Raw genomic sequence first — 25,238 nt, 5'->3', positions numbered from 1 at the left:
CCTCCCTGGCCGGGGTGGTCTCTGGGGATAAGCTTAGACCATTACTCTTCCTCGAGCCGATCGGCAAAACGCTGATATATAGAGGCAACCTTAGGGGATATCACCATCTGACAATAGGGCTGACCACCGTGGTGCTCATAATACTGCTGATGCCCCTCCTCCGCGGGATAGAAGGGGGCGTCGTCGGCCACTTCGGTGACTATGGGGGAGGTGAACAGACCCGACGCCCTCAACCGGGCCAGGTAGGCCTCGACCTGCTGACGCTGCCGGCCGTCGCGGCAGAGGATGATGGAGCGGTACTGGGTCCCCACATCGGCCCCCTGGCGGTTGAGGGTAGTGGGATCATGGGCGGCAAAGAACAGCTCCAGCAGGGAGTCCAGGTCCACCTCGGCAGGGTCATAGCCGATACGCACCACCTCGGCGTGGCCGGTGGTACCGCTGCACACCGCCGGGTAGCTGGGATTGTCTGTCTCACCTCCGGCGTAACCGCTCTGAACCGAGTGCACCCCGCGCACCCGGCGAAACACCGCTTCGATGCACCAGAAGCAGCCTCCCCCCAGGGTCAGGGTGTCACGTCCAGTCTCGGCGTCCGGCGCGAAGGCCAGGCTCAGGGAGTTGACGCAATGACGCTCATTGGCTGGGGTCAGGCGCTCTCCCCGGAATACGTGGCCCAGGTGGCCGCCGCAGGCGCGGCAGAGGATCTCGGTGCGGCGGCCATCGGCATCGGTCTGCTCCGCCACGGCGCCGGGCACCGGGGCGTCGAAGGCGGGCCAGCCACAGCCGGATTCAAACTTGCCGCGGCTGTGATAGAGCCTGGCGCCGCAGTTGCGGCACAGGTAGTGGCCCTCGCTGCCATGGCTGAGGAAGCGTCCGCTGAAGGGCGCCTCGGTGCCCTTGTGGTGCAGCACCCGTTGTTCGTCCTGTGTCAGGGGCCGTTTCGTCATATCTCCTCCCCTTGGAAAACCGACCCGGCCAGGTCGATCCAAGCATCCCTGATCCTCGCGGTCACCGCAGCCGACAGACCGAGCGACACTGTGTTCGGCGAGTTTCGGCTACCCGAGCCGGTTCCGATCAGTGGGACTCGAGACGCCAGCCCGCCGCCTGCATGCAGACCGCGAACCGCTCCTTGAAGTTGGCCTGGCTGTCATCGGTACGGCGGTTGCAGCTGTCCCGATCAGCCATGAAGGCCTGGTTGTCCTTGGTGTCATGCACCCAGGTGGCCTCCGGCTCACCGCACCCCACCAGCGCCAGCAGGGCTGACAATCCCAAAATACCAAGTCTCATAACCGTTTTCCTTTTCCTAAGTTGGTCGTCACTGACCCTCAACCATAGTACGCCAAAGCAGAGCCTGTGGGCACCCGCCGGCGGCCCTGGGCTGGAGCGGTTGCATCACCGCCGCCGCCGTGCCAAACTTCCGCCCGCATTATTAGGAGTCCATCATGTCTACAGAGATCTACAAAGAGTTCTACTTTGAGGCCGCCCACAAGCTGCCTCATGTGCCAGAGGGTCACAAGTGCGGCAGGCTGCACGGGCACTCCTTCCTGGTACGGATCTACATCCAAGGGCAAGTGGACGCCCATACCGGCTGGATCATGGACTTCGCCGATCTGAAAGCGGCCTTCAAGCCCATCTACGATCGGCTGGATCACCACTACCTGAACGAGATTCCCGGCTTGGAAAACCCCACCAGTGAGGTGTTGGCCCGCTGGGTCTGGGAGCAGCTCAAGCCGGCCCTGCCGGAACTCTCCATGGTGGAGATCAAGGAGACCTGCACCGCGGGTTGCCGATACCGGGGTGAGTAACCCACAAAAAAGCAGCCAGGTGGCTGCTTTTTTTAGGGCCTGCCGACGAGTAAGGCATCGACCATACCGAATGGTTCCAGGGATAATGCTCGAAATTACCTCGTGGGAAGTTCGACATTGGCGAACATCTCATCCACCTGTTGCTGATCCCTCAGCAGCTGCGCCTTCTCCACCCGCTCCCGGGTCAGGTGTGGCGCAAACCGCTCCATAAACTCGTACATGTAGCTGCGCAGGAAGCTGCCTTTCCTGAAACCGATCTTGGTGGTGTTGGGCTCGAACAGGTCACTCGCATCCACCACCACCAGATCGCTGTCCTCCATCTCATCCAGGGCCATGGTGGCCATCAGTCCGACACCCAGCCCAAGGCGAACATAGGTCTTGAGCACATCGGCACTGGTGGCGGAGAACACCACCCGCGGATCCAGCCCCTGGGCATCAAACGCCTTCTCCAGGGCACTGCTGCGGTTGAAGCCGAACACATAGGTCACCAGGGGATACTGGGCAACGTCTGCCAGGGTGACGCGGCTGGCCGAGGCCAGCGGGTGATCACGGCGGAAGACGATGGAGCGGTTCCAGTGGTAGCAGGGCAGCATCAGCAGGTCGTGATACATGTGCATCCCCTCGGTGGCGATGGCGAAGTCGGCGTCACCGCGCACCGCCATCTCGCAGATCTGATCCGGAGTCCCCTGATGCATATGCAGGTTGACCTGGGGGTAGCGCTCGATAAAGCCCTTGATCACCTCCGGCAGGGCATAGCGCGCCTGGGTATGGGTGGTGGCGATCACCAGGTCACCGCGATCCGGCTGGGTATACTCCCGGGCCACCTTCTTGATGCTCTCCACTTTGCCCAGCACCTCGGCGGCGATGTCGATCACCTGCTGACCGGCCGGGGTGACGTGGGTCAGGTGCTTACCGCTGCGACCGAAGATCTGGATCCCCAACTCATCCTCGAGCATCCGCACCTGCTTGCTGATCCCCGGTTGCGAGGTATACAGACTCTCCGCGGTGGCGGACACATTGAGGTTGTTGTTGAGTACTTCAACGATATAGCGCAACTGTTGCAGCTTCATGGGCTTCCCAACTATCTCAGCCTGTTAATTCCTGTAAGTTATAGCCAAAAGGCTTTTAGACATCAATCGGAATATAGTGTGACCTCCCAGGACGGGACACACATCAACCCGACAGGGTCTCTTCCCAAGACGGGATGCACATCAACCGACAATAGTGTAGCATTGACAAAAATTCTAACTGTCTGCTAAAGCATGTCATTTTTCGCTGTCGTCGTCATGGTCGTGATTGCCCTGCTGGTGATCATCGCCATCAATCTGGTTTATCAACATCATGAAGCCAAAGAGGCCCAGCGGCGCAAGGAGCTGGCTCGTCAGCGTGCCATCATCGAGGAGACCGAAGAGATCCTCTCCCAGGCGGCGACCATCCCCATGAGCAATGCCCTGCTGCAGACCCTCAACACCCGTATTCTCGACTCCCTGAACCAGTCCAAGCAGCTGGCCGGTGGCGGCAGCGAGTATGATGCCCGCATCAGTCATACCCAGAGCCAGCTTGCGGTGCTGGAGGCGGGCCAGCTCGGCCAGGAGAGCATCGACCTGTTCCAGCTCCCCAGCAACGAGAAACAAACCCTGGTGCTGATCCAGACCCTGAAGAAGCTTAAACCAGTATTGCGCAATGAACACAATAAGGGGCGCATGGCAGCCGAAGTGTTCACCGAGGAGGAGCTGAAGATCGATAAGCTGCAGCTGCGAATCCACATCGAGGTGCTGTTGAACCGGGCGCGCAACCTGGTCAATGCCCGTCAGTTCGGTTCCGCCAAGATGCTGCTGTCCAAGATCACCCTGGCCCTCAACAACCAGGTGCTGGCCAGTCCCGATTACCGGGCCCGCATGCAGACAAAAACCAACGAACTGCTGCAGACTATTGAGGGCTCGAAAGAGGATCTGAGCAAGAAGAACAGGCCGAAAGACGACCTGGACGAACTGTTTCAACCGAAGAAAAAGTGGTAAGCAGCGGGGACCAAACGGTCCCCTTTGTTTTGGCCGCCGTTCCCACCCGAACACCAGATTGGGATCCCCATTCCAATTTCGCCGCCGCCGGTTGTCGCCGCCCCACCGCCGGAGTAGCATGACCCTGCCTTCGGGCAACTATTCTCAGGGCGGGGTGAAACTCCCCACCGGCGGTATACCCTCAGGGTGAGCCCGCGAGCGCCTGTCAACCTGACAGGGTCAGCAGATCTGGTGAGAAGCCAGAGCCGACGGTGACAGTCCGGATGAAAGAGGATAGGCGTCTTCTGCCCCAGACGGGGCAAGTGCGTCCGCACGGCGTTGCATCGCTCCGCCTGCCGGGTTGTGGCCCTGTGCCGCGCCCTATTCCTATGCCCTGATTCTGGTAACTCAAGTATTAATAAGGACCTACCATGAATCAGTCTCTACTTATCGGCACTCCCCACTCCCGGGTCGAAGCCGCCATCGAGGCACTGAAGCTCGGCCAGGGCATCATCCTGGTGGATGATGAGGATCGGGAGAATGAGGGCGATGTCATCTTCGCCGCCGAAACCATCACCAAGGAGCAGATGGCTCTGCTGATCCGCCATGGCTCGGGCATCGTCTGCCTCTGTCTGGCCCCGGAGCGGATTGAGCAGTTGCAGCTGGCGCCGATGGTGGCCGACAACAACAGCCGCAACCAGACCGCCTTTACCGTCTCCATCGAAGCCAAGATTGGGGTGAGTACCGGTGTCTCCGCCTCGGACCGGGCGGTAACGGTGCGCACCGCGGTGGCCGAGGGAGCGCGACCCGAAGATCTGGCCTGCCCCGGCCATGTGTTCCCGCTGCGAGCCCAGCCCGACGGCGTGCTGGCCCGCCGCGGTCACACCGAGGGTTCGGTGGATCTGGCCCGGCTGGCGGGACTGACACCGGCGGCGGTGATCTGCGAACTGAACCATGACGATGGCGAGATGATGCGCCTGCCCGCCCTGGTGGAGTTCGCCAAGGCCCGTCAGATGCCGCTGCTGACCATCGAGGACCTGGTGGCATACCGACTCCAGCAGGAGCGTCGAAGCGCCTGAGAGCGCCGCTGAGGCCCTTTACGGCACAAAAAAGCCCGCTACTGCAGCGGGCTTTCTCTTTGCCTGGGGCGATCAGGCCTTTTTCTTGGCGGCCGCACGCTTCTTGGTCTGCTCCTCGACCCATTTGCCGTCAACGTACTTGGCGGTCCAGCCGGTCGCCTTGCCGTTGACCTCGGTGGCCACGTACTGCTCCTTGGTCTTACGGCTGAACTTCACCACCGCCAGGTTCCCTTCGGGATCCTTGACCGGCGCCTCGGTCAAGTAGTGGAACTTGGGCGAGATGCGTTCCTTGAAGCGCACCAGCTCCTCCACCTTGGGCGCCCGGGTCTCGCGGCTCTTGGGGAAGGTACTGGCGGCCAGGAACAGGCCGGCGGCCCCGTCACGCAGCACAAAGTGGGCGTCGGACTTCTCGCACGGCAGTTCCGGAAGCTGAACCGGATCCTCTTTCGGCGGCGCCACCTCACCGCTCTTGAGCAGTTTGCGGGTGTTCTTGCAGTTGTCGGTGTTGGTACAGGCGAAATACTTGCCGAAACGGCCGTTCTTCAGCTCCATATCGGCACCGCAACGGTCACACTCGATGATGGGACCGTCGTAGCCCTTGATCTTGAAGCTGCCACGCTCCACCTCGTAACCGCTGCAGCTGGGGTTGTTGCCGCACACGTGCAGCTTGCGCTGCTCATCGATGAGGTAACTGTCCATGGCGGTGCCACACTTGGGACATCGGCGCTTCTGACGTAGCGCCTCGGTCTCCAGATCCTCCCCCTCCAGCACGGCCACCGCCTCCTCACCCGGGGTGAGGTTGATGGTGGTCTTGCAGCGCTCCTTGGGCGGCAGACTGTAGCCGCTGCAGCCGAGGAACACCCCGGTAGTGGCGGTGCGAATGCCCATGGGGCGCTCACAGGTAGGACAGGGGATCTCGGTGAGCACCATCTCGTTGCCCGGCATGCCCCCCTCCTCTGCCGGCAGGCCTGCCTGCTCCAGCCGCTGGGTGAAGCCACTGTAGAACTCGTTGAGCACCTGCTTCCAGTCACGCCGGTCGTCGGCGATCATATCCAGGGTCTGCTCCATTTCGGCGGTAAAGTCGTAGTTGAGCAGGTCGGTGAAATTCTGCACCAGACGGTCGGTGACGATCTCGCCCATCTTCTCGGCGAAGAAACGGCGGTTCTCCACCTTGACATAACCCCGGTCAACGATGGTGGAGATGATGGAGGCATAGGTGGAGGGACGGCCGATGCCGCGCTTCTCCAGCTCCTTTACCAGGGAGGCTTCGTTGAAGCGCGCCGGTGGCTTGGTGAAGTGCTGGCGGGGATCCAGCGCCTTCAGGTCCAGGCTGTCGCCCACCTGCACCGGCGGCAGGATCAGGTCCTCCTCGCCCTTGCGGCGCAGGGGCGGCTGGACCGCGGTCCAGCCGTCGAAACGCAGGATGCGGCCCTTGGCTTTCAGTTCGTAGTCACCGGCGGTCACGGTCAGGGTGGTGGCATCGTAACGGGCCTCGGTCATCTGGCAGGCCACAAACTGGCGCCAGATCAGGTCATAGAGCCGCTCGGCGTCACGCTCCATCCCCTTGAGGCTGTCGGACTTGACGGTGACGTCGGAGGGGCGGATCGCTTCGTGCGCCTCCTGGGCGCCCTCCTTGCTGCCATACACCTTGGGGGCATCGGGCAGGTAGGCGTCGCCATGCCATTGCTGGATGTAGTCGCGACAGCTGGCCACCGCCTCCTTGGAGAGGTTGGTGGAGTCGGTACGCATGTAGGTGATGTAACCGGCCTCATACAGGCGCTGGGCCAGGGTCATGGTCTTCTTCACCCCGAAGCCCAGGCGGGTACTGGCCGCCTGTTGCAGGGTGGAGGTGATGAAGGGGGCCTGGGGGCGGCTCTTGCTGGGCTTGTCCTCACGGCTGGCCACGGTGTAACCGGCACTCTCGAGGGCGGCCACCGTCGCCATCGCCTGGGTCTCGTTGCCCAGCTCCAGCTTGCTGCCCTTAAAGCGCGCCACCTGCATCCGCAGGGCCTCACCGGAAGCGGAGCTGAGATCCGCATGCAGATCCCAGAACTCCTCGGGCACGAAGGCGCGAATTTCGCGCTCACGCTCCACCAGCAGACGCACCGCCACCGACTGCACCCGACCGGCGGAGAGTCCGCGGCCGATCTTCTTCCACAGCAGCGGAGAGACCATGAAGCCCACGACCCGGTCGAGGAACCGGCGGGCCTGCTGGGCATTCACCCTGGCCTGGTTCAGTTCCAAGGGGTGGGCAAACGCCTCCTTGATGGCACTCTTGGTGATCTCGTTGAACACCACCCGGCGGTAACGGCTGTCGTCGCCGCCGATCACCTGCTGCAGGTGCCAGGCGATCGCTTCCCCTTCGCGGTCCAAATCCGTTGCGAGATAGACGTGGTCCGCCTTGGCGGCGAGAGTCTGAAGCTCCTTGACCACCTTCTCCTTGCCAGGAAGCACCTGGTAGTTGGCCTTCCAGTCGTGCTCGGGGTCGATCCCCATGCGGGCGATCAGGCCCTGGTATTCGCGTTCCCGCTTGTAGACCGCCTTGGCCTCGGGACTCATCTTGCGCACTTCGGCGGCACTCTTGGCCGGCGCCGCTGACTCAGACTGACTGGCAGAGGTGGGCAGGTCACGGATGTGCCCCACCGAGGATTTCACGATGAAGTCGTTGCCGAGATATTTGTTAATGGTTTTCGCCTTGGCGGGCGACTCCACAATTACCAGTGATTTAGCCATGGCGGGGGATAGGACACCTGTGTGCAAGGGGTTTATACAAAGTGGCTCCATATATAGAGGGAAGACCTGTCAGTTTCAAGCCTTGGACCCCAAGGAAGTCACCAGTTAGTCGAAATTTGTCCAATAGCGAATTTTTTTGGGACTAGATTCGCATCTAAAAAAATTACTAATGCAATGAGAGAGGTAACGCAAGTAATAGTTATGCAGATGTTACATCCGAGCGGCAGTTCCCCCCTTGTTCATCACAGTTTGAGCCTTATACTGTTGACTTTCTTCACCTGCTTGGGCAAGCCCCTCCCAGATCCCGGCAGAGAGGTTTAACTATAAATAAGGAAAGGATTTTTCATGCACGCTTTTGAAGCCAACTTCGATGGCCTGGTTGGCCCTACCCACAACTACGCCGGTCTCTCCTTCGGCAACGTTGCCTCTCAGTCCAACGCTCAGGCGGTTTCAAATCCCAAGGCCGCAGCCTTGCAGGGGTTGGACAAGATGCTGTCCGTCAGGCAGCTGGGGCTGGTCCAGGGCGTCCTGGCCCCGCAGCAACGTCCGGACATCCCGACCCTAAGGCAACTGGGGTTCGGCGGCAATGATGCTAACGTGCTTCAGAAAGCCTATGAGACCGCGCCCCACCTGCTGATGGCCTGCTGCTCCGCCTCCAGCATGTGGACCGCCAACGCCGCCACCGTCTCCCCCAGCGCCGACAGCGCCGACGGCAAGGTGCACTTCACCCCGGCCAACCTGGTGAACAAGTTCCACCGCGCCATCGAGCACGGCGTCACCGGACGGATCCTCAAGGCCACCTTCGCCGATCCGCGACACTTTGCCCACCACGACGCCCTGCCCGCCCACGAGATGTTCGGCGACGAGGGGGCCGCCAACCACACCCGCCTGTGCCGCGACTATGGCCAGGCCGGGGTGCAGCTGTTTGTTTATGGCCAGCACGGCTCCGACCCCTCCGCCCCCAAGCCCAGCCGCTACCCGGCCCGCCAGACCCTGGAAGCCAGTCAGGCGGTGGCCCGGCTGCATCAGCTGGATGAGGGGAACACCGTCTTTGTCCAGCAGAACCCCGATGTCATTGACCAGGGGGTGTTCCACAACGACGTCATCGCCGTCGGCAATCAGAACGTGCTGTTCTACCACGAGCAGGCGTTCCTTGACACCCAGGCCAAGCTGGAGGAGATCCGCCACAAGTTTGGCGACGGGGAGCTGCACTTCATCAAGGTGCCCACCGAATCGGTCAGCCTCGAGAACGCGGTGAGAAGCTACCTGTTCAACACTCAGATCCTGACCCTGCCCAGCGGCGAGATGGTGATCATCGCCCCCACCGAGTGCCAGGAGAACCCTCAGGTATCCGCCTACCTGGAGAGCCTGGTGACCCGGAATACTCCCATCACCAAGGTGCACTTCTTTAACGTCAAGCAGAGCATGCAGAATGGCGGTGGCCCCGCCTGCCTGCGGCTGCGGGTGGCGATGAATGAGCAGGAGCTGGCCGGGGTCAACGCCGCCACCCTGATCGACCAGAGCAGCCACGCCAGCCTCAGTGCCTGGGTCAACAAGCATTACCGTGACCGCCTCACCCTGGATGACCTACGAGACACCGCCCTGCTGAACGAGTCACTCACCGCCCTGGATGAGCTGACCCAGCTGCTTAACCTGGGCAGCGTCTACCCCTTCCAGCGGGACTGACACCCAAAACACACGAAAGCGGCCCCATCTGGGGCCGCTTTTTTCTCTCTCGACTGCCTAGGCGTTACAGCAGGGCGGGAATCCCGGGCAGCTGGCCCACCAGGGCCAGGGCCCCCACGCAGACCACAAAGGCGATCAGTGGGATCACCAGGCGGTCGGCGGTGGACAGCTTGGCAGAGCGCTCCTTATCGCCGATCAGACCCAGGTTGTCCAGCAGCATGGTCAGGGCCCAGCCGAACACCGGATTAACGAAGGCGCAGGAGAACATGCAGACACCGGCGCTCTGGGCACTCTGGTTGTCGCGCACCATCTGCATACCGGCTTCCAGCAGCGGCAGGAACACGCCCACCAACAGGGCCACACGCAGCACCGGCTCCCACATCGCCAGATCCATGGGATAACCCAGAACCGCCGCCAGCACGCACATCACCCCGGTCAGCAGGGCGCCACCCGGGATGGGCCGCTTGGCAATGGCCGCGGGGATCATGTAGGTCCCCCAGGAGGAGGCCAGGTTGCCGCCGCCGAGGAGGGAGCCGACGATCTGACGGATAGAGCAGACGGTCATGGTGTCATCCACGTTCATCAGCACACCCTTGGCCTTCTTGGGATAGTTCAGCTCCTGGAACACCCGGTGGCCGAGGAAGTCGGGGGACCACATGGCCACGGCGAGAATGGCAAAGGGAATGACCGCCACGAAGTGGCTCAGCTCAGGCCAGCCCAGTTGCCAGCCGGTATTCTCCCCCCACCAGAACAGCGGGCTCATCGGAGGCAGGCCGGGTTCGGTGACGAACTCGAACGGGGTACCCATGGCCCAGGCGACCACACCCGCCAGGAAGGAGCACAGGGGAATGGCCAGCCAGCGCATCTGCACGCGGGCCAGGTAGGCGTAGATCACTACGGTGGCAAAGATCACCCCGAAGGAAACGTAGCCCATGCCGATGCCGGAGGACCAGGCTTCCAGCTTGGTGATCTGACCCACCAATCCGATGGCACCCAGGTAGATCAGCAGGCCGCCTTTCACCCCCTCTCCGGTCATGGTGACCAACCGGGATCCCCCTTTACTCCAGCTCAGCAGCAGGCCAAAGACCCCCACCATGATCCCCAGCGCCAGTGGATGGCCGCCGGCGGCGGCGACCAGAGGGATCAGCGGGATCATCGGCCCGTGGGTACCGGCCAGGTTGGTATTGGGATTCAGCAGGGCGGAAAAGATCACTGCAAACAGGACACCGGCGATCAGCAACTCATAGCGGACATTCTCGGCGATAAACTCGGGGGAGAGACCGAACTGAGAGGCGAAGGCGGCCGCCATGGCGGTGACCATCACCACCTTGCCGATGGTGGCGGCCAACGCCGGGATCAGATCTTCGAACTCAATGCCGAAATCGCGGAAGGGCAGGTGCAGGCGCCAGCGCCGAAAATTCATGATGGTCAGTTCGTTTTCGAGATAGCTCTGACGCGTCTCGAATGCACTGGCCGGCTTATGGCGATCCTGGTAGGAAGCAGTTTGTGTTGACATCGATAACCTCTGGAGGATGTACCCAACAGTTAGCTGGAGAAATGGTCGACCTTGCCCTTGCAACAGTCGACTTACATTTCATTTTCGTTGTCGTCGAATTCTAGGTAGGCGGATTCTGCAAATCAAACGGTGGAATTTTGGCTCTAATATCAGCAAAACTTTGTCGACGCAGATTCACCCAACCCCAAAAATACTCAAATTTTCGCCGTGAAAACTTGATATTTCAATTAAATACACAAGCTTAATAATCAATATAAACAAAAGTTAGCACATGATAGATTTCATCTATAATTGAAGATATATCAATAGATTAGCCCTGCCACATGTAACCCAATTGTAACGGCGGTTCATTTTTTTCTTGAGGATGATCACGGAACCGGAACGATGGTGATCGAATTAAAAAAAGGGCGCGGGATTGCGCTGTTGGCGGGCGCTCACAGGCTCTCGAACCGCCAACAAATGTGATCTACGACGGATCGCATCAAATTATCCCGGCTTAGGTCACAATTATGACATCTTGCATCATTCCCCGGTGACTGCCGTTGCCCCCCTGCCGCTTCCCCCTCGAGGTCGCCAGGGCAAGCCGCTTTGTTCCCTCCGGATTACCACGCCGACCTCGGTCGCTGCGGAACCCGCGCACAGGGACAAGCAACCGCAGGCGGTCACCGCCGTCCACGGGTAATCAGGAGAATCCCGGCCAAAAAAATCCCCGCCAGGGCGGGGATTGTCCAGATTACCGGCTCAGAGTGAGCGGGCGTTCCGCTTCATATAGTCGGAGAACTGCTGATAGAGGGCACTCATCAACTCGGCGTCCAGGGCAACGCCATCGGCATCCTGAAGCAGGATCTGGGTTCCCAGGCCCCCTTCGGTCAACTTTACCCGATAGGCTCCGGACTTGAGCGCCAGCAGATCATTGTTGCCCCACAGGTTGGCCCAGAACCCCTGATTGGGGTCGTAGTCCACATAGTAGGTGCCCTGGCTCTTATCCAGGTCCTTGACAGTAAAGCCCAATACCGGCAACACCCGATCCAGACGGCTCCAGACCCGCTCGAAGCCCGCTTGAGTCTCGAACGTCGTGTTGCCATCGGCATCGGTGGCCAAGGCCAGTTCCATCCCCTCGGCTCGCTCCAGATCATCCAGCTTATTCTGCTGGGTCTGCTTGAAATTCATGTAGGAGATGGCGTTGTTCAGCATATCGATGGTGTAGCGGCGCTTATCCGAGTCGGTGAGCACCACGTCCTGATCGCGTTGATCGATAAACTCTTCGTGATCGAGCAGTTCAATGGTGAGGGAGCCGGTGTGGCCATTGTCGCGCACCTCGACATCGAAACGGTAGCGCTGACGCAGTTTATACTCGTCGCGGCTCCAGAGTGATCCGCCAAACTCCTCCGTCACCTCGATCCAGGCGGTGTCCAGCTGACCCTGGCCTTCGTCACGGCTGGCGAGGCCGATCTTCTTGTGTTGCAGAAATTCGGTCAGGGTAGAGAAGAGCTGAGCCTTGAGATCGATGTCATCCCGCTGGTTTTCCACCAGGACAGTAACACTGTCGACCCCCTCCTGCAGACGTACCCCCTCACCCAGGGGAAGTACCTGCAGCGGCGAGCGCACGTCCACCCGCTCGCCGAGAATCCGGGGACCGGAAACCGGAGCAGGAATCAGGTATTCGCTGCTTATCTTGGGGGAGGAGAGCCCTTCGGGAACGTTCAGGGGAACCGGCTCGGGCTGTTCCAGGTAGTTGTAGCTGCCCTCGGCCTGACGCCGCTCCAGCGGGGTGGTGCATCCGGCCAGCGCCGACACCACCATCACCCCCAGTAAAACTCGCTTCATTCTTTTTTCCTTTTTATAGGGCACCGGCCTGGGCCAGTGCTTGACGCACCGTGTCGTGGTGCGCGTCGGACAGTGTGGTCAGCGGCAGACGCAGATCCGCCAGAGGCATCTTGCCCATCTCGGCCAGGGCCCACTTCACCGGAATGGGGTTGGCTTCGGCAAACAGGGCACTGTAGAGCCCGGTCATCTTGTCGTTGTACTCGGCGGCCTCTGCCCGGTCGCCCCTGGCTGCGGCATCGCACATCGCCTTGAAGGTGGCCGGGACGACGTTGTTGGTCACCGAGATCACCCCGTGACCACCGAGAAGGATAAACTCCATGGCGGTGGGATCATCGCCGCTGAGCAGCAGGAAGTCATCGCGACATTGCGCCTTGAGCCTGGTCACCCGGGAGAGTTCGCCCGTCGCCTCTTTGATTCCAATAATCCCGGGAAGTTTCGACAACTCGGCCGCCGTTTCCGGCAGAAGATCGCAACAGGTACGCCCCGGCACGTTGTAGAGAATGATCGGCTTGCTGGCCACCGCCGCAATGGCGCTGTAGTGGGCAATCAGGCCGGCCTGGGTCGGCTTGTTGTAATAGGGGGTGACAGACAGGGTCGCATCCACACCCGCATCCTCACAGGCCAGGGTGAGTTCGATCGCCTCCTGGGTGGCATTGGCTCCGGCACCACCGATCACCTGGACCCGTCCCTTGACCGCCTTCACCACGGCTTCCACCACCTGAATATGCTCCTTGGGGTTCAGGGTCGCGGATTCACCCGTGGTTCCAACCGCCACAATGGCGTCGGTCCCCTGCTCGATGTGAAACTCAACCAACGCAGTCAACGCGTCGAAATCGACGGAGCCATCCTCATGAAATGGGGTGACTAAGGCAACAATACTTCCGCTAAACATCTTTCGAATTCCCTAGACCATTGAGCAAGCTATGGTACTTGTGGCCAGGGGTATTGACAAGGTCGCGGACGGCGCGGCGACGCAACGGACCGGACAACCACGGGTTTGGCACGCCATTCATAACCTTTATTGATAAGTTTTTCTCATGCTTGGCCGCCGACAACTGTGCTAGGATGACTGACCGATATAAAAGCAATAACAAATTATTACCTGCCAAGTAAGGACCACCATGACCCAGTATCTTGCGGTAACGGCTATGGGGACCGACCGTCCTGGCATAGTCCATCAGTTGGCCAAGCTCACCGCCAGTTGTGACTGCGACATCATCGACAGCCGCATGGCGACCTACGGCAATGAGTTCAATCTGATTATGCTGGTTGCGGGCAGTCACACTGCCATTACCCTGATGGAAAACCAGCTGCCCGCCAAGGCGGCGGAGCTGGACCTGCTGACCATCACCAAGCGAACCAGCGAGCATGTGCCCCAAAACCACGTGGCCCGACTGGCCGTGGAGTATTCCGGTGAAAACCGCCGCGGCACCATGAAACAGATCACCCAGTGCCTCGAGGACCTGGGGCAGGATCTGGCGGGCATGCGCACCCACGCCGATGCCGACGAACAGGGTAAGGCACTGCAGCAGCTGGAGCTGTTCATCAACATTCCTGAAGGCACCGATACCGACAGCCTGGAGCGGCAGCTGCGTGAGCTGGGTGATCGGATTGGCCTGGAGTGCCGTATACGGCGAATGGATCTCAACGAAAACACCAACTAGGGACGTTATGCAACCACTTCAACCCGGTGCCCTGGCACCCGATTTTACTCTGCAGAACCAGAACGGCGAGTCCATCAGCCTCGCTGCACTCCGTGGCAAACGGGTGCTGGTGTACTTCTACCCCAAGGCGATGACGCCGGGCTGCACCGTTCAGGCCTGCGGCCTGCGCGACACCAAGGCCGAGCTGGAAGCCCTCAACACCGTGGTACTGGGGATCAGCCCCGACCCGGTCAAGCGCCTGGGCAAGTTCATCGAACGGGACAACCTGAACTTCGATCTGCTCTCCGACGAAGATCATGCCGTCGCCGACCGGTTCGGCGTCTGGGGCCCGAAGAAGTTTATGGGGCGCGAGTATGATGGCATCCATCGGCTCAGTTTCCTGATCGACGAAGAGGGCAAGGTGGTCCACAGGTTTGATAAGTTCAAAACCAAGGATCACCACGAGGTGGTTCTGAGCTACCTCAACGGCCTGTAGCCCGGCCATAAAAAAACCCGCCGATAGGCGGGTTTTTTCTAACTGTTGCCAGCACCTTAACCTGCGGTGCGACCATCGTCATGACAGGCATCGCAAGCAGGACGGGTGCCCACTTCGTGCTCGTGCATCATGTGGCAATCGGTGCACTCCAGCATGCCGTCGTGGGCAGGGTGGGGAGCTTCCATGTCGGCCAGACCACCATGACATTCGGCACAGGCGGCGGCTTCGTGGGCACCATCTTCGGAGGGCGCACCGTCAGCATGGCAGGTTTCGCAGCCGGACATCTCGGCGTGCATATCGGCCAGTACGTCGGCAGCGGCGGCACTGAAGGCCAGCCCCATGCCGAACATGGCGCACAGCAGTTGTTTAAACATTATTCTCATCCTCACACGCATTTAAGGCAGTTACTTGCCTGTTTTTTCTCGTCCCCAATTAACCTAGTTGATCAACATCAACCCTGCAATTGGCGGCGGGCTAACTTTATCAGCTTACCCCCGTAGAAAACGCCGCTCAGATCAAAAAAGGGGGTGGAAATTTGTTGCAGGTGCCTAAATTTACACAGTAATTCTATATAAATCATACAACGAAAACAGGCGGCACCAGGCCGCCTGTCTGTGTCGGCATCGGGTCAGGCCGCGGCTTTAAGCTCGGCGATACGCTTCTCAAGCGGCGGATGACTCATCAGCAGTTCGCTCATCGACTTTTTGCCGCTGATGCCGAAGGCGGCCATGGTAGCGGGCATCTGGCTCTCCTGACCACCGCGCAGTCGCTCCAGCGCCGCAATCATCTTCTCGCGGCCAGCCAGGGCTGCACCGCCGGCATCGGCACGGTACTCTCGCTGACGGGAGTAGTACATGACGATGAAGGAGGCCAGGATACCAAACACCATTTCCAGTACCATGGAGACCAGGAAGTAGGTCATGTAACTGGCTTCCTCGCCGCTGCCCTCCTCATCACCGCCGAGCACGTTGCTGACCGTGCCGGCGATCAACCGGGCGATGAAGATCACAAAGGTGTTCACCACCCCCTGGATCAGGGTCATGGTCACCATGTCACCATTGGCCACGTGACTGACCTCGTGGGCCAGTACCGCCTCCACCTCATCGCGGTTCATCCCGTACAGCAGCCCGGTCGACACCGCCACCAGCGAGTTGTTGCGGCTTGGGCCGGTCGCGAAGGCGTTCATGTCCGGCGAGGAGTAGACCGCCACCTCGGGCATCTTGATGCCACTGCGACCAGCCTGATCGGCCACGGTGTTCAGCAACCAGGCCTCGGTTTCGTCCCTGGCCTGCTCGATCACCTGCAGCCCCATGGAGCGCTTGGCCACCCATTTCGACATCTGCAGCGACAGCAGTGAACCACCGAAGCCAAATACCAGTGCCAGCATCAGGATGCCGCCCATGCTGTGGAACTCAATCCCCAGTGCCGAGGTCAGCACGGACAGAACGATTCCCAACACCAGCACCACAGCCAGGTTCGTCGCCAGGAACAACAGTATGCGTTTCATTGAATCTCCTAAAAAACACAAAGTTCAGAGATGGCCACTCCGGCCACCACTGTATAGACACTAATTGGGGATAAACACTCCCGGGTTCAAGGTGTTGACAGCACGAAAAAGCCAGTTAGATCGCTCGACCATTCCGAGCATTAGTCGCGGTTTCCGTGAAAGAGGTATGGTAATCGAATCCGGCTGAACCCCTGCTGTCACTCTCGGGTCATTCCGTCAAGAAAAAAGCCACCGTTGGGGGCGGTGGCTTTTGATGTGGTTTGGGAAACCAATTCGTTTCACCATACAGTATATGCCACGGAACTCATTGTTCAACCACAAGATGCGCCATTTAATAACTTTTGGCCTATATTTATATAACATTACGTTCTCTCTCGGGTGGCAACCTGGTATTCCACCCTATCCTTTTGATCCCTAACCGTTTTTAAAGTTTCTGGAAATGTTGCAGACATCCTGAAGTTTTGGCTTTATTATCAGTTGGATAGCGCCAACCGAGGAATCCGCTTCATGAGTCAGTCCATTTTGCTGCTGAGCAGCTCCCGAGCCGGAGACACCCCCTACCTGAGCCACGCCCTGCCGATGCTGGAGAAGATCATGCCCCCAGGCAGCCGCTGGTTATTCATTCCCTATGCTGGCGTCAGCATCAGTTACGACGATTACCACCAGAAGGTGGTCGAGGCCATCGGCGGCCTGGGATGTCAGCTGGTGAGCGCCCATGAAACCCCGGACCCGGTGGCGGCACTGGAGGAGGTCGATGGCGTCATTGTCGGTGGCGGCAACACCTTCCACCTGCTGCACGAACTCTACCGCCATGGCCTGGTGGACGCTATCCGGGACAAGGTGAACAACGGCATGCCCTACATCGGCTGGAGCGCCGGTTCCAATGTGGCGGGTAAAACCATACGCACCACCAATGATATGCCCATCATCGAGCCCCCCAGCTTCGATGCCCTGGGGCTGGTGCCCTTCCAGGTGAACCCCCACTACACCGACTACCAGCCCCCGGGACACAACGGCGAGACCCGGGCCGATCGGCTGAGGGAGTTCACCTGCGTCGATCCCCTCTCGCCGGTAATAGGCATCTGTGAAGGCAGTGCCATCCGTCGTCAGGGGGATGCGCTGGTGCTTCTGGGGGATCTGGAAGCCTACCTGTTTGAGGGCACCACCCAGAAGCAGCCCATCGCCCCGGGCAGTGACATCAGCTTCCTGCTGTAGCGCAGCCGCAGCAACGCTGAATAACAAGAGAGGGCCCATGGGCCCTCTCTTCGGTTCTGCCGCCTCAGCGGCTGAGCAGCTGCTCCAGCGGCTGGCCGCCGATGATGGCGGCGACCAGCCTGGGCACCATCTCCCCAGCCCTTCCCTGCATGTGATACTGAAACTGACTGTGCACCTCGGAGGGCTCGAGGTTGATCTCCACCGTCTGGGCATGGGCGTGGCTGGCCATCTCCACGAAACCGGCCGCGGGGTAAACGGTGCCGGAGGTGCCGATGGAGATAAACAGGTCGCACTCTGACAGAGACTGGTAGATACGGTTCAGTTGCAGGGGCATCTCACCAAACCAGACCACATGGGGGCGCAACGGCTCCGCCGGGATGCAGCAGGTGCAGCGGTTGTCAGCGGAGAAAGGCTGGTCCATGGGAAACACCTGCTGACTGCGGGGACAGCGGGCCTTGGCCAGTTCACCATGCATGTGGATCACCCGGCGACTGCCCCCCTTTTCGTGGAGGTTATCGATGTTCTGGGTGATCAGGGTCAGTTCCACCCCCTCCGACGCCTCCAGTTCGGCCAGGGCCAGGTGGGCGGCGTTGGGGGCCACCTGGCCGCTCTTCAGCTGCTCCCAGCGGGCGTTGTAGAAGGTGCGAACCAGATCAGGGTTACGCTGGTACCCTTCGGGGGTCGCAACATCCTCGATGTTGTGCTGTTCCCACAAACCGTCTTCGGCGCGGAAGGTTTTAAGGCCCGACTCGGCAGAGATGCCGGCGCCGGTGAGTACCACTATCTTTTTATACATCCTGTCATCCCTGAGCTGCCTCCAGAGGGCTGAGACCATCGACTCGGCCGGTAGTCTCTCCTTTTTACCCTGTCATTGGCTCAGATTCCAGTTTGGAGGCTTTTTCCCGGTTCGACGGCCGTTTTTGCCCGATTTGCTGATGTTTACAGGCATTCCGGCCGGAGATTTGCAAATCCCTGCATTATCCAAGGTTTAATGTTGAAGGCAAGCTACCTATAATGGTCTAATTACCTAATGTCAGCCCACTGACTTAAAGCAAGAGACTGCTATGACGGACGAAAACCAAGCACTGAAGAAAGCTGGACTGAAGGTCACCCTGCCCAGGGTCAAGATTCTGGAGTTGTTGCAGCACCCAGGCAATCAACACATCAGCGCTGAAGACCTCTACAAGCTTCTGCTGGACCAGGGAGAGGAGATCGGCTTGGCAACGGTCTACCGGGTATTAAACCAGTTTGACGATGCCGGCATCGTGACCCGCCACCATTTCGAGAGTGGCAAGGCGGTGTTTGAACTGGCGACCCAGCACCACCACGATCACCTGGTCTGCCTCGACTGCGGCAAGGTGGTGGAGTTCAGTGACGAAATGATCGAGCAGCGCCAACACGAAATCGCTCAGAAACACAACATCAAGCTGACCAACCACAGCCTCTACCTGTACGGTGTCAGCACCGACGGTAAGTGTAACCACTGAGTCAGCCGATCAGGCATAAAAAAGCGGAGCCTGGGCTCCGCTTTTTCGTGGATGGGCGGCTAACCGCCCATCTTGGCCCAGGTATCGCGCAGGCCGACGGTGCGGTTAAACACCAGGGCATCCGCCTTACTGTCGACGCTGTCGGCACAGAAGTAACCGGTACGCTCGAACTGAAATGCCTGTTCCGCTTCGGCGGCCTTCAGGCTGGGCTCGACGAAACCGCGGCGCACCACCAGGGACTCCGGGTTGATCACCGCTTCGAACTCCTCGGCGGCGCCGGGGTTCTCAACAGTAAACAGGCGGTCATAGAGCCGGAACTCGGCTGGCAGACCCACCTCGGCAGAGACCCAGTGAATCACCCCTTTGGGCTTGACCCCGTCGGCCGGATCCACCCCCAGGGTATCCAGATCCACTGAGCAGTAGATGGTGGTCACCTTACCCTGCTCGTCCTTTTCAACCCGCTCGGCAATCACCACATAGGCACCGCGCAGACGCACCTTCTTGCCCAGCACCAGGCGCTTGAACTTTTTGTTGGCCTCTTCGCGGAAATCTTCCGCTTCGATCCAGATCTCCCGGGAGAAGGGCACTTCGCGACTGCCCATGGACTCGTCGGAGGGGTGGTTGGCCACATTCAGGGTTTCCACCTGACCTTCGGGGTAGTTTTCCAGCACCACCTTCACCGGTTCCAGCACCGCCATCGCCCGAGGGGCGTTGACGTTGAGGTCGTCCCGGATACAGGACTCCAGGGAACCCATCTCGATGGTGTTCTCCTGCTTGGTCACACCAATGCGCTTGCAGAACTCGCGGATGGAGGCCGGGGTGTAGCCTCGGCGGCGCAGGCCGGAGATGGTGGGCATGCGGGGGTCGTTCCAGCCGTCCACCAGCTTGTCGTTCACCAGGGCGTTCAGCTTGCGCTTGGACATCACCGTGTACTCCAGATTCAGGCGGCTGAACTCGTACTGGTGGGGCTGACACTCGATGCTGATGTTCTCCAGCACCCAATCATACAGGCGACGGTTGTCCTGGAACTCCAGGGTGCACAGGGAGTGGGTGATCCCCTCCAGCGCATCGGAGATGCAGTGGGTAAAGTCGTACATTGGGTAGATGCACCACTTGTCACCGGTCTGGTGATGGTGGGCGAACTTCACCCGATACAGTACCGGATCGCGCATCACCATGAAGGAGGAGGCCATGTCGATCTTGGCACGCAGGCACACGCTGCCCTCCTCAAACTCGCCGGCGCGCATCTTCTCAAACAGCGCCAGGTTCTCCTCGACACTGCGGTCGCGGAAGGGGCTGGGCTTGCCCGGCTCGGTCAGGGTACCGCGGTACTCGCGGATCTGTTCAGGGGAGAGTTCATCTACGTAGGCCAGACCCTTCTCAATCAGCTCAACGGCGAAGCCGTACAGCAGTTCGAAGTAGTCGGAAGAGTAGTGGATGTCACCGTCCCACTGGAACCCGAGCCAGCGCACGTCTTCCTTGATGGACTCTACGTATTCGACATCCTCCTTCTCGGGGTTGGTATCGTCGAAACGCAGGTTACACTTGCCCTGGTAATCCTGGGCAATGCCGAAATTCAGGCAGATGGACTTGGCATGACCAATATGGAGATAACCGTTGGGCTCAGGCGGGAACCGGGTGTGCACCGAGTCGTGCTTGCCTGACGCCAGATCGGCATCGATGATATTGCGAATAAAGTTGCTTGGACGAACCTCGTTGTCCGGCTGGGTCATGATTGCCCTCGACTCACTTCAACAAAAACTTATAAGCGGGTAATGATCCACTATCACCGGGACAGGAGCAAGACCCAATCGTCGATACGGCGGTGACTTTTCCCGAATTTTTCACCGGAACTCTCCCGCCCCGTCCCCCTGTTCTTTAGACCAGCAAGGGCTCCGGGTCAAAAACGAAAAAGGCAGCCCGAAGGCTGCCTTGCGTCATCTAAGGTGAGTGAGGCGAGATCACTCCTTGATGGCCACCGGAATGTCACCGACGCCCATCTGGGAACGCTTGCCCAGTTTGCGCAGATAGGTGATTCCGGCCACCAGCAACACCAGGATGATGCCGATGTGGAACAGGGCGTGGCCCGGCTCCACCGCCAGGCGGGAAGCCTGGTAGAACAGGGTGGCGGTGGCGTAGGCCACCACGAAGGTGTAAACGGCGCTGAAGGCGGTCCAGCGTGCACCGAACTCTCCGGCCATGGCGCCCAGTACCGCCGCACAGGGAGTGTACATCAGGATGAACAGCAGGTAGGCGAAGGCCGCCGCACCGGTTTCGAACTGGGACTTCAGGTTCTTCAGGGTCGCCGCCTCGAAACCGAACTCCTCACCCATGGTGTCCACATCTTTGGCGTCACCGATGTTCAGGCTCAAAGGATCGTCCCAGGCGATGCCGAACAGGTTCTCAGGGATGGTTGCCAGCCCCTCATTGACGGCGCCCAGCAGGCTGAACTCACCGGCCTCCTCCTCGGCGCCCTGACTATAGAGGCTGTTCAGGGTACCGACCACCGCCTCCTTGGCGAAGATACCGGTGATCACCCCCACGGTGGCGGGCCAGTTCTCCTCTTTGACCCCCATGGGATCAAATACCGGGGTCACAATTTGTGCCGCGGCAGACAGCACCGACTTCTCAGAGTCCTGGTTACCGAAGCTGCCATCGGTCCCCATGGAGTTGAAGAAACTGAGGATGGTCACGACGATCACGATGGTCTTACCGGCTCCCAGCACAAACTGCTTGGTACGTTGCCAGGTGCGACGGCCGATGGCCCCCAGGGTGGGCATCTCGTAGTCGGGCAGCTCCATAAAGCCCTGGCTGGCGTCGCCGGGCAGCAGGGTATGACGCAGCAGCAGGCCAGTCAGGATGGCGGCCACGATGCCGATCAGGTAGAGGGCAAACACCAGGTTCTGGCCGTTATCGGGGAAGAACGCCGCCACAAACAGGGCGTACACCGGCAGACGGGCACCACAGGACATGAACGGGGCCATCATGGCGGTGACGATGCGTTCACGCTTGGTGTCCAGGGCTCGGGTCGCGGTCACGGCCGGTACATTGCAGCCAAAGCCGACAATCAACGGAACGAACGCCTTGCCGGGCAAGCCAATCCTCTGCATCACCCCTTCGATGACGAAACCGGCCCGGGCCAGGTAGCCGGACACTTCAAGGATGCTCAGGGCAATGTAGAGGAAGGCCACTACCGGAATGAAGGTCGCCACGGTCTGGATACCGGCACCCACGCCGTCAGCCAGGATGGCGCCCAACCAGTCGGGCATGCCGGCGCTCTCCAGCAGCAGGGCGGTGCCGTCGACGAAGATGGCACCGGCCACGATATCGAAGAAGTCGATGAAGGAGGCGCCAACGTTGATGGCGAACATGAAGGTGAGGTACATCATGCCCAGGAAGATGGGTACCCCGGTCATGGGGCTCAGGGCATAGTGATCCAGCTTCTCGGTCATGGAATCGATGACCGACGGCTTGGACACTACGGCGCTCACCAGCTCACCGATGAACTGGTAGCGGCGGTCGGCGATGTGCTCTGCGGGGGTAATGTCCTGGGCCACCAGCTTGTTGGAGGCCTGCAGGGCGGCGTCGTCACCCTGGGCCAGCAGGCGGGTGATGGCGCTGGCCCGGCTGCCACCCAGTTCGGCCAGGGCCTGTTCAACTTCGGCCCCCAGATCAATGGCCAAGGGCTGACTGGTGTCACCACGGCTGGCCAGCTCGACCATCGCCTCTTTCACCAGCTTGGGGCCAGATTCGTTCTTGGCGCTGATCTGCACCACTTTACAACCCAGGCGCTTCTCCAGGGCGGCGGTGTCCACCTGGACGCCGCGGCGCTCGGTGACGTCGCCCTTGTTCAGCACCAGCAGCATGGGCACGTTCAGTTCGCGCAGCTGGGTGGTCAGGTAGAGGTTACGTTCCAGTTGGGAGACATCCACTACGTTGATCAGCAGGTCGATCCCCTGTCCCAGCAGGTAGTCTCGGCTGATCTTCTCATCGATAAAGCCTTCGCCATCGGCGGCTTCGAGGTCATACAGGCCGGGAAGATCGGTGATCTCGACCGGCTGATCGGCCAGAGTCAGCTTGCCGACCTTCTTGTCGACGGTCACGCCGGCCCAGTTGCCGACGGAGACATTGTTGCCGGTCAGAGCATTAAACAGGGTAGACTTACCGGAGTTGGGGTTACCAACGGCGACACAGCGCAGTACTTTGGACATTGGTTACACCTCTACGTGAATCTGTGCAGCCAGTCGGTTGTTGAGGCAAAGGCTTGCTCCCCGCACCGTCAACTGGACCGCGCCACCCAGAGGCGCAGAGCGAACCATCTTTACTTCACTGCCCCTGGTGAAGCCCAGCGCCATCAGCCGACGCTTGAGAGAGAGTGACATGGACTGGTCGCCCAGGCGAACCACACTGCCTTTTTGTCCTAGACCCAGCTCTGATAAAACCATTCTGCTACCTGCTTCTAAATGGGAATTGATATCATTTGCACTTAAGTATACACAAGGTTTTCCAAAAATCCTTGACCTAGTTCGCCGTTTTTTATCTCAAATGGAAATTATTCCTGTTTTCCTCGCAACTTTGAACAGAGGTCACCGGGAATGCGGGCCAGAGCCGGAGTTAAGAGGATCGATAGCGGATTTTTGCGGAGCTGGATCACACTCAAGCCACTAACAGTTAAATGAGGTTCAAAGTTCTTTTACTCCCCGGTCGCCCCTGGGCTGAATGTGATTCCGTTCACATTACTGCCACAGCGACCCGATCAATAATCCCCGCTCTTTCAACCGTTTACTCTACATCTTATTAACAAAAATTAGGTGAAATTATGAACCGCGCTCACGCAAATCCCGCGCCACTGGGTCTGATGGGATTCGGCATGACCACCATTCTGCTGAACATCCACAACGCCGGCTTCTTTCCCATTGACGGTATGATTCTGGGCATGGGGATCTTCTTTGGCGGTATCGCCCAGATCATTGCCGGCATCATGGAGTACCGTAACGGCAACACCTTTGGCACCACCGCCTTTACCGCCTACGGTTCCTTCTGGCTGACCCTGGTGGCGCTGATCATGCTGCCCAACATGGGTGTCGGCGTCGCAGCCAGCCCCCATCACTTCATGGGCTGGTACCTGAGCCTGTGGGGCCTGTTCACCGGCTTCATGTTTATCGGTACCCTGGCCAACTACCCCCGAGTCAAACAGTTCATCTTCGGTTCGCTGACCGTGCTGTTCTTCCTGCTGGCCGCCCGTGACTTCACCGGCAGTGCCCTGATTGGCACCATCGCCGGCTACGAGGGCATCGTCTGTGGTGGCGCCGCCTTCTACCTGGCGATGGCCACCATCATCAACGCCGAGTTTGGCCGCACCGTGCTGCCCATCGGTGACTGGAAGAGCCGCGCTGCTGCCGGCCGCGCCGCCCTGGCCTAACAGACACCTCTCCTGACCATTGCCGAAAGCCCCCATCCGGGGGCTTTCTTTTTGCCGCTTAGCCGATCTTGCCCTCCATTGACACCACAATATGCCGCTCTGCGGGCGCTGGCCTCCGCGTTGACACACTCCGGAGTCACACGGGCGAGTGCTGCGGCCTGCGGTGGACACCGACGCCACCTCGGAGCCCCCAAGCTGCAGGCGCAAAAAAAGCCGGCGGCGGCCGGCTTTGTCAACTGCTTAGGGAGCAGCCTCAGGGCTTCTTGTGGGCCACCTTATACTTGTGACAGTCGATGCAGGTCTTACCCATGCTGTCCATCTTCTGATGCATCTTGGCAGCCACCTTCTTCTGCTTGTCGAAGTTCATCCGCCCTACGTCATGGCAGCTGCGGCACTCGCGGGAATCGTTGGCTTTCATCTCTTCGATGATGCGGGCGGCGCCCTCTTTCTTATAGGCCAGGAACTCATCCTTGGTGGTGATCTCTCCCTTGAGCTCCAGGTAAACCTCCTTCATGGCGGAGATCTTACGGATCATCTTGGGCACGAACTCCTTGGAGACGTGACAATCGGCACAATTGACCACCATGCCGGACACGCTGGTGCCGTGCTTGCTCAGGGCCACCTCTTCGGCGGCGAAGGAGGGTACGTGGCAATTCACGCAGAAGGCGTCGCTGCTGGTGGCGTGCAGAACGGTGTTGAAGCCGACCGTGCCTACCGCCCCCAGGGCCACCGCCAGGAAGGCCCCCAGGGGAATCCCCAGAAGCCACTTGGACTTGGGCTGGCTCCACAGCTTGGACCAACCGGATTGCTGCTGGTTATTGTTCATCT

Annotated in this window: 23 protein-coding genes and 1 riboswitch; of the genes, 9 read left to right on the top strand and 14 right to left on the bottom strand. The window is 59.9% G+C overall.

Annotated features, from left to right (window positions below; translation table 11 throughout):
* Window positions 1–41: 41 nt before the first annotated feature.
* The gene (locus tag FCL40_RS13060) at window positions 42–944 is read right to left on the bottom strand and encodes a bifunctional methionine sulfoxide reductase B/A protein (protein WP_136853745.1); all 903 of its coding nucleotides are present in this window, start codon (window positions 942–944) and stop codon (window positions 42–44) included.
* Between the two features lie 127 nt (window positions 945–1,071).
* The gene (locus FCL40_RS13055; RefSeq protein ID WP_136853744.1) at window positions 1,072–1,284 is read right to left on the bottom strand and encodes a hypothetical protein; all 213 of its coding nucleotides are present in this window, start codon (window positions 1,282–1,284) and stop codon (window positions 1,072–1,074) included.
* Window positions 1,285–1,439: 155 nt separating this feature from the next.
* On the opposite strand from FCL40_RS13055, the gene queD reads away from it, so the two are divergent.
* Entirely contained in the window at window positions 1,440–1,802 is a 363-nt protein-coding gene (queD, locus tag FCL40_RS13050) for a 6-carboxytetrahydropterin synthase QueD (protein ID WP_136853743.1), read from the top strand.
* Window positions 1,803–1,897: 95 nt separating this feature from the next.
* On the opposite strand, the gene cysB is transcribed toward queD, so the two are convergent.
* Window positions 1,898–2,872 carry an HTH-type transcriptional regulator CysB gene (gene cysB / locus FCL40_RS13045; RefSeq protein WP_136853742.1) on the bottom strand — a complete coding sequence of 325 codons (975 nt, stop codon included), beginning with the start codon at window positions 2,870–2,872 and terminating at the stop codon, window positions 1,898–1,900.
* Window positions 2,873–3,064: 192 nt separating this feature from the next.
* On the opposite strand from cysB, the gene FCL40_RS13040 reads away from it, so the two are divergent.
* The gene (locus tag FCL40_RS13040; protein ID WP_136853741.1) at window positions 3,065–3,820 is read left to right on the top strand and encodes a hypothetical protein; all 756 of its coding nucleotides are present in this window, start codon (window positions 3,065–3,067) and stop codon (window positions 3,818–3,820) included.
* 136 nt (window positions 3,821–3,956) lie between these two features.
* Window positions 3,957–4,099: riboswitch (FMN riboswitch) on the top strand.
* Window positions 4,100–4,230: 131 nt separating this feature from the next.
* Entirely contained in the window at window positions 4,231–4,878 is a 648-nt protein-coding gene (ribB, locus tag FCL40_RS13035; RefSeq protein WP_136853740.1) for a 3,4-dihydroxy-2-butanone-4-phosphate synthase, read from the top strand.
* A 72-nt stretch (window positions 4,879–4,950) separates the two neighbouring features.
* On the opposite strand, the gene topA is transcribed toward ribB, so the two are convergent.
* Entirely contained in the window at window positions 4,951–7,611 is a 2,661-nt protein-coding gene (gene topA / locus FCL40_RS13030) for a type I DNA topoisomerase (RefSeq protein ID WP_136853739.1), read from the bottom strand.
* A 345-nt stretch (window positions 7,612–7,956) separates the two neighbouring features.
* On the opposite strand from topA, the gene astB reads away from it, so the two are divergent.
* Window positions 7,957–9,297 carry an N-succinylarginine dihydrolase gene (gene astB, locus FCL40_RS13025; RefSeq protein WP_136853738.1) on the top strand — a complete coding sequence of 447 codons (1,341 nt, stop codon included), beginning with the start codon at window positions 7,957–7,959 and terminating at the stop codon, window positions 9,295–9,297.
* Window positions 9,298–9,361: 64 nt separating this feature from the next.
* On the opposite strand, the gene FCL40_RS13020 is transcribed toward astB, so the two are convergent.
* From FCL40_RS13020 to dapA, 3 genes are all read right to left on the bottom strand, one after another.
* Window positions 9,362–10,813: a DUF3360 family protein gene (locus FCL40_RS13020; RefSeq protein ID WP_136853737.1), complete on the bottom strand. Its 1,452-nt coding sequence runs from the start codon at window positions 10,811–10,813 to the stop codon at window positions 9,362–9,364.
* A gap of 741 nt (window positions 10,814–11,554) precedes the next feature.
* The gene (gene bamC / locus FCL40_RS13015) at window positions 11,555–12,640 is read right to left on the bottom strand and encodes an outer membrane protein assembly factor BamC (protein ID WP_136853736.1); all 1,086 of its coding nucleotides are present in this window, start codon (window positions 12,638–12,640) and stop codon (window positions 11,555–11,557) included.
* A gap of 13 nt (window positions 12,641–12,653) precedes the next feature.
* The gene (dapA, locus tag FCL40_RS13010; protein WP_136853735.1) at window positions 12,654–13,532 is read right to left on the bottom strand and encodes a 4-hydroxy-tetrahydrodipicolinate synthase; all 879 of its coding nucleotides are present in this window, start codon (window positions 13,530–13,532) and stop codon (window positions 12,654–12,656) included.
* A gap of 229 nt (window positions 13,533–13,761) precedes the next feature.
* On the opposite strand from dapA, the gene FCL40_RS13005 reads away from it, so the two are divergent.
* Window positions 13,762–14,304 carry a glycine cleavage system protein R gene (locus tag FCL40_RS13005; protein ID WP_136853734.1) on the top strand — a complete coding sequence of 181 codons (543 nt, stop codon included), beginning with the start codon at window positions 13,762–13,764 and terminating at the stop codon, window positions 14,302–14,304.
* Window positions 14,305–14,311: 7 nt separating this feature from the next.
* Window positions 14,312–14,779 (top strand): thioredoxin-dependent thiol peroxidase, encoded by a 468-nt coding sequence (gene bcp, locus FCL40_RS13000; protein WP_136853733.1) that lies wholly within the window; start codon window positions 14,312–14,314, stop codon window positions 14,777–14,779.
* A 56-nt stretch (window positions 14,780–14,835) separates the two neighbouring features.
* On the opposite strand, the gene FCL40_RS12995 is transcribed toward bcp, so the two are convergent.
* Both FCL40_RS12995 and htpX read right to left on the bottom strand, forming a co-directional pair.
* On the bottom strand, window positions 14,836–15,153 hold the full coding sequence (locus FCL40_RS12995; RefSeq protein ID WP_136853732.1) for a cytochrome c3 family protein: 318 nt from the start codon (window positions 15,151–15,153) through the stop codon (window positions 14,836–14,838).
* A gap of 254 nt (window positions 15,154–15,407) precedes the next feature.
* On the bottom strand, window positions 15,408–16,286 hold the full coding sequence (gene htpX, locus FCL40_RS12990) for a protease HtpX (RefSeq protein WP_136853731.1): 879 nt from the start codon (window positions 16,284–16,286) through the stop codon (window positions 15,408–15,410).
* Window positions 16,287–16,793: 507 nt separating this feature from the next.
* On the opposite strand from htpX, the gene pepE reads away from it, so the two are divergent.
* Window positions 16,794–17,501, top strand: a complete 708-nt coding sequence (gene pepE, locus FCL40_RS12985; protein WP_136853730.1) for a dipeptidase PepE — start codon at window positions 16,794–16,796, stop codon at window positions 17,499–17,501.
* Window positions 17,502–17,565: 64 nt separating this feature from the next.
* On the opposite strand, the gene cobB is transcribed toward pepE, so the two are convergent.
* Entirely contained in the window at window positions 17,566–18,297 is a 732-nt protein-coding gene (cobB, locus tag FCL40_RS12980) for a Sir2 family NAD+-dependent deacetylase (RefSeq protein WP_136853729.1), read from the bottom strand.
* A gap of 268 nt (window positions 18,298–18,565) precedes the next feature.
* Here cobB and fur point away from each other — a divergent pair, with 268 nt between their 5' ends.
* The gene (fur, locus tag FCL40_RS12975; protein WP_136853728.1) at window positions 18,566–18,988 is read left to right on the top strand and encodes a ferric iron uptake transcriptional regulator; all 423 of its coding nucleotides are present in this window, start codon (window positions 18,566–18,568) and stop codon (window positions 18,986–18,988) included.
* A 59-nt stretch (window positions 18,989–19,047) separates the two neighbouring features.
* Here the strand turns inward: fur and glnS are convergent, their stop codons facing one another.
* The 3 genes from glnS to FCL40_RS12960 all read right to left on the bottom strand — a co-directional run bounded on the left by glnS (window position 19,048) and on the right by FCL40_RS12960 (window position 23,433).
* On the bottom strand, window positions 19,048–20,721 hold the full coding sequence (gene glnS / locus FCL40_RS12970) for a glutamine--tRNA ligase (protein ID WP_136853727.1): 1,674 nt from the start codon (window positions 20,719–20,721) through the stop codon (window positions 19,048–19,050).
* Between the two features lie 228 nt (window positions 20,722–20,949).
* Complete coding sequence (feoB, locus tag FCL40_RS12965; RefSeq protein ID WP_136853726.1) at window positions 20,950–23,199, bottom strand: ferrous iron transport protein B; 2,250 nt, start codon at window positions 23,197–23,199, stop codon at window positions 20,950–20,952.
* Window positions 23,200–23,202: 3 nt separating this feature from the next.
* Entirely contained in the window at window positions 23,203–23,433 is a 231-nt protein-coding gene (locus FCL40_RS12960; RefSeq protein WP_136853725.1) for a FeoA family protein, read from the bottom strand.
* A 374-nt stretch (window positions 23,434–23,807) separates the two neighbouring features.
* Between FCL40_RS12960 and FCL40_RS12955 the strand changes: the two genes are divergently transcribed.
* Window positions 23,808–24,410, top strand: a complete 603-nt coding sequence (locus FCL40_RS12955) for an acetate uptake transporter (RefSeq protein ID WP_136853724.1) — start codon at window positions 23,808–23,810, stop codon at window positions 24,408–24,410.
* Between the two features lie 253 nt (window positions 24,411–24,663).
* Here FCL40_RS12955 and FCL40_RS12950 read toward each other — a convergent pair whose 3' ends face one another.
* Window positions 24,664–25,236, bottom strand: coding sequence for a NapC/NirT family cytochrome c (locus tag FCL40_RS12950; protein WP_136853723.1), 573 nt, complete (start codon window positions 25,234–25,236; stop codon window positions 24,664–24,666).
* Window positions 25,237–25,238: the final 2 nt, after the last annotated feature.

The sequence above is a fragment of the Ferrimonas sediminicola genome (assembly GCF_005116715.1).
GTDB lineage: Bacteria > Pseudomonadota > Gammaproteobacteria > Enterobacterales > Shewanellaceae > Ferrimonas > Ferrimonas sediminicola.
This window is presented reverse-complemented; position numbering and strand designations above follow the sequence as displayed.

Bases quoted from the DNA above. Each gene is read 5' to 3' on its own strand.
- topA (WP_136853739.1), bottom strand. From the start codon at position 7,611: ATGGCTAAATCACTGGTAATTGTGGAGTCGCCCGCCAAGGCGAAAACC.
- FCL40_RS12950 (WP_136853723.1), bottom strand. From the start codon at position 25,236: ATGAACAATAACCAGCAGCAATCCGGTTGGTCCAAGCTGTGGAGCCAG.
- FCL40_RS12960 (WP_136853725.1), bottom strand. From the start codon at position 23,433: ATGGTTTTATCAGAGCTGGGTCTAGGACAAAAAGGCAGTGTGGTTCGC.
- feoB (WP_136853726.1), bottom strand. From the start codon at position 23,199: ATGTCCAAAGTACTGCGCTGTGTCGCCGTTGGTAACCCCAACTCCGGT.
- htpX (WP_136853731.1), bottom strand. From the start codon at position 16,286: ATGAAACGCATACTGTTGTTCCTGGCGACGAACCTGGCTGTGGTGCTG.
- FCL40_RS13005 (WP_136853734.1), top strand. From the start codon at position 13,762: ATGACCCAGTATCTTGCGGTAACGGCTATGGGGACCGACCGTCCTGGC.
- FCL40_RS12995 (WP_136853732.1), bottom strand. From the start codon at position 15,153: ATGTTTAAACAACTGCTGTGCGCCATGTTCGGCATGGGGCTGGCCTTC.
- queD (WP_136853743.1), top strand. From the start codon at position 1,440: ATGTCTACAGAGATCTACAAAGAGTTCTACTTTGAGGCCGCCCACAAG.
- cobB (WP_136853729.1), bottom strand. From the start codon at position 18,297: ATGTATAAAAAGATAGTGGTACTCACCGGCGCCGGCATCTCTGCCGAG.
- dapA (WP_136853735.1), bottom strand. From the start codon at position 13,532: ATGTTTAGCGGAAGTATTGTTGCCTTAGTCACCCCATTTCATGAGGAT.
- cysB (WP_136853742.1), bottom strand. From the start codon at position 2,872: ATGAAGCTGCAACAGTTGCGCTATATCGTTGAAGTACTCAACAACAAC.
- FCL40_RS12955 (WP_136853724.1), top strand. From the start codon at position 23,808: ATGAACCGCGCTCACGCAAATCCCGCGCCACTGGGTCTGATGGGATTC.
- FCL40_RS13020 (WP_136853737.1), bottom strand. From the start codon at position 10,813: ATGTCAACACAAACTGCTTCCTACCAGGATCGCCATAAGCCGGCCAGT.
- FCL40_RS13040 (WP_136853741.1), top strand. From the start codon at position 3,065: ATGTCATTTTTCGCTGTCGTCGTCATGGTCGTGATTGCCCTGCTGGTG.
- bcp (WP_136853733.1), top strand. From the start codon at position 14,312: ATGCAACCACTTCAACCCGGTGCCCTGGCACCCGATTTTACTCTGCAG.
- FCL40_RS13060 (WP_136853745.1), bottom strand. From the start codon at position 944: ATGACGAAACGGCCCCTGACACAGGACGAACAACGGGTGCTGCACCAC.
- bamC (WP_136853736.1), bottom strand. From the start codon at position 12,640: ATGAAGCGAGTTTTACTGGGGGTGATGGTGGTGTCGGCGCTGGCCGGA.
- glnS (WP_136853727.1), bottom strand. From the start codon at position 20,721: ATGACCCAGCCGGACAACGAGGTTCGTCCAAGCAACTTTATTCGCAAT.
- pepE (WP_136853730.1), top strand. From the start codon at position 16,794: ATGAGTCAGTCCATTTTGCTGCTGAGCAGCTCCCGAGCCGGAGACACC.
- FCL40_RS13055 (WP_136853744.1), bottom strand. From the start codon at position 1,284: ATGAGACTTGGTATTTTGGGATTGTCAGCCCTGCTGGCGCTGGTGGGG.
- astB (WP_136853738.1), top strand. From the start codon at position 7,957: ATGCACGCTTTTGAAGCCAACTTCGATGGCCTGGTTGGCCCTACCCAC.
- fur (WP_136853728.1), top strand. From the start codon at position 18,566: ATGACGGACGAAAACCAAGCACTGAAGAAAGCTGGACTGAAGGTCACC.
- ribB (WP_136853740.1), top strand. From the start codon at position 4,231: ATGAATCAGTCTCTACTTATCGGCACTCCCCACTCCCGGGTCGAAGCC.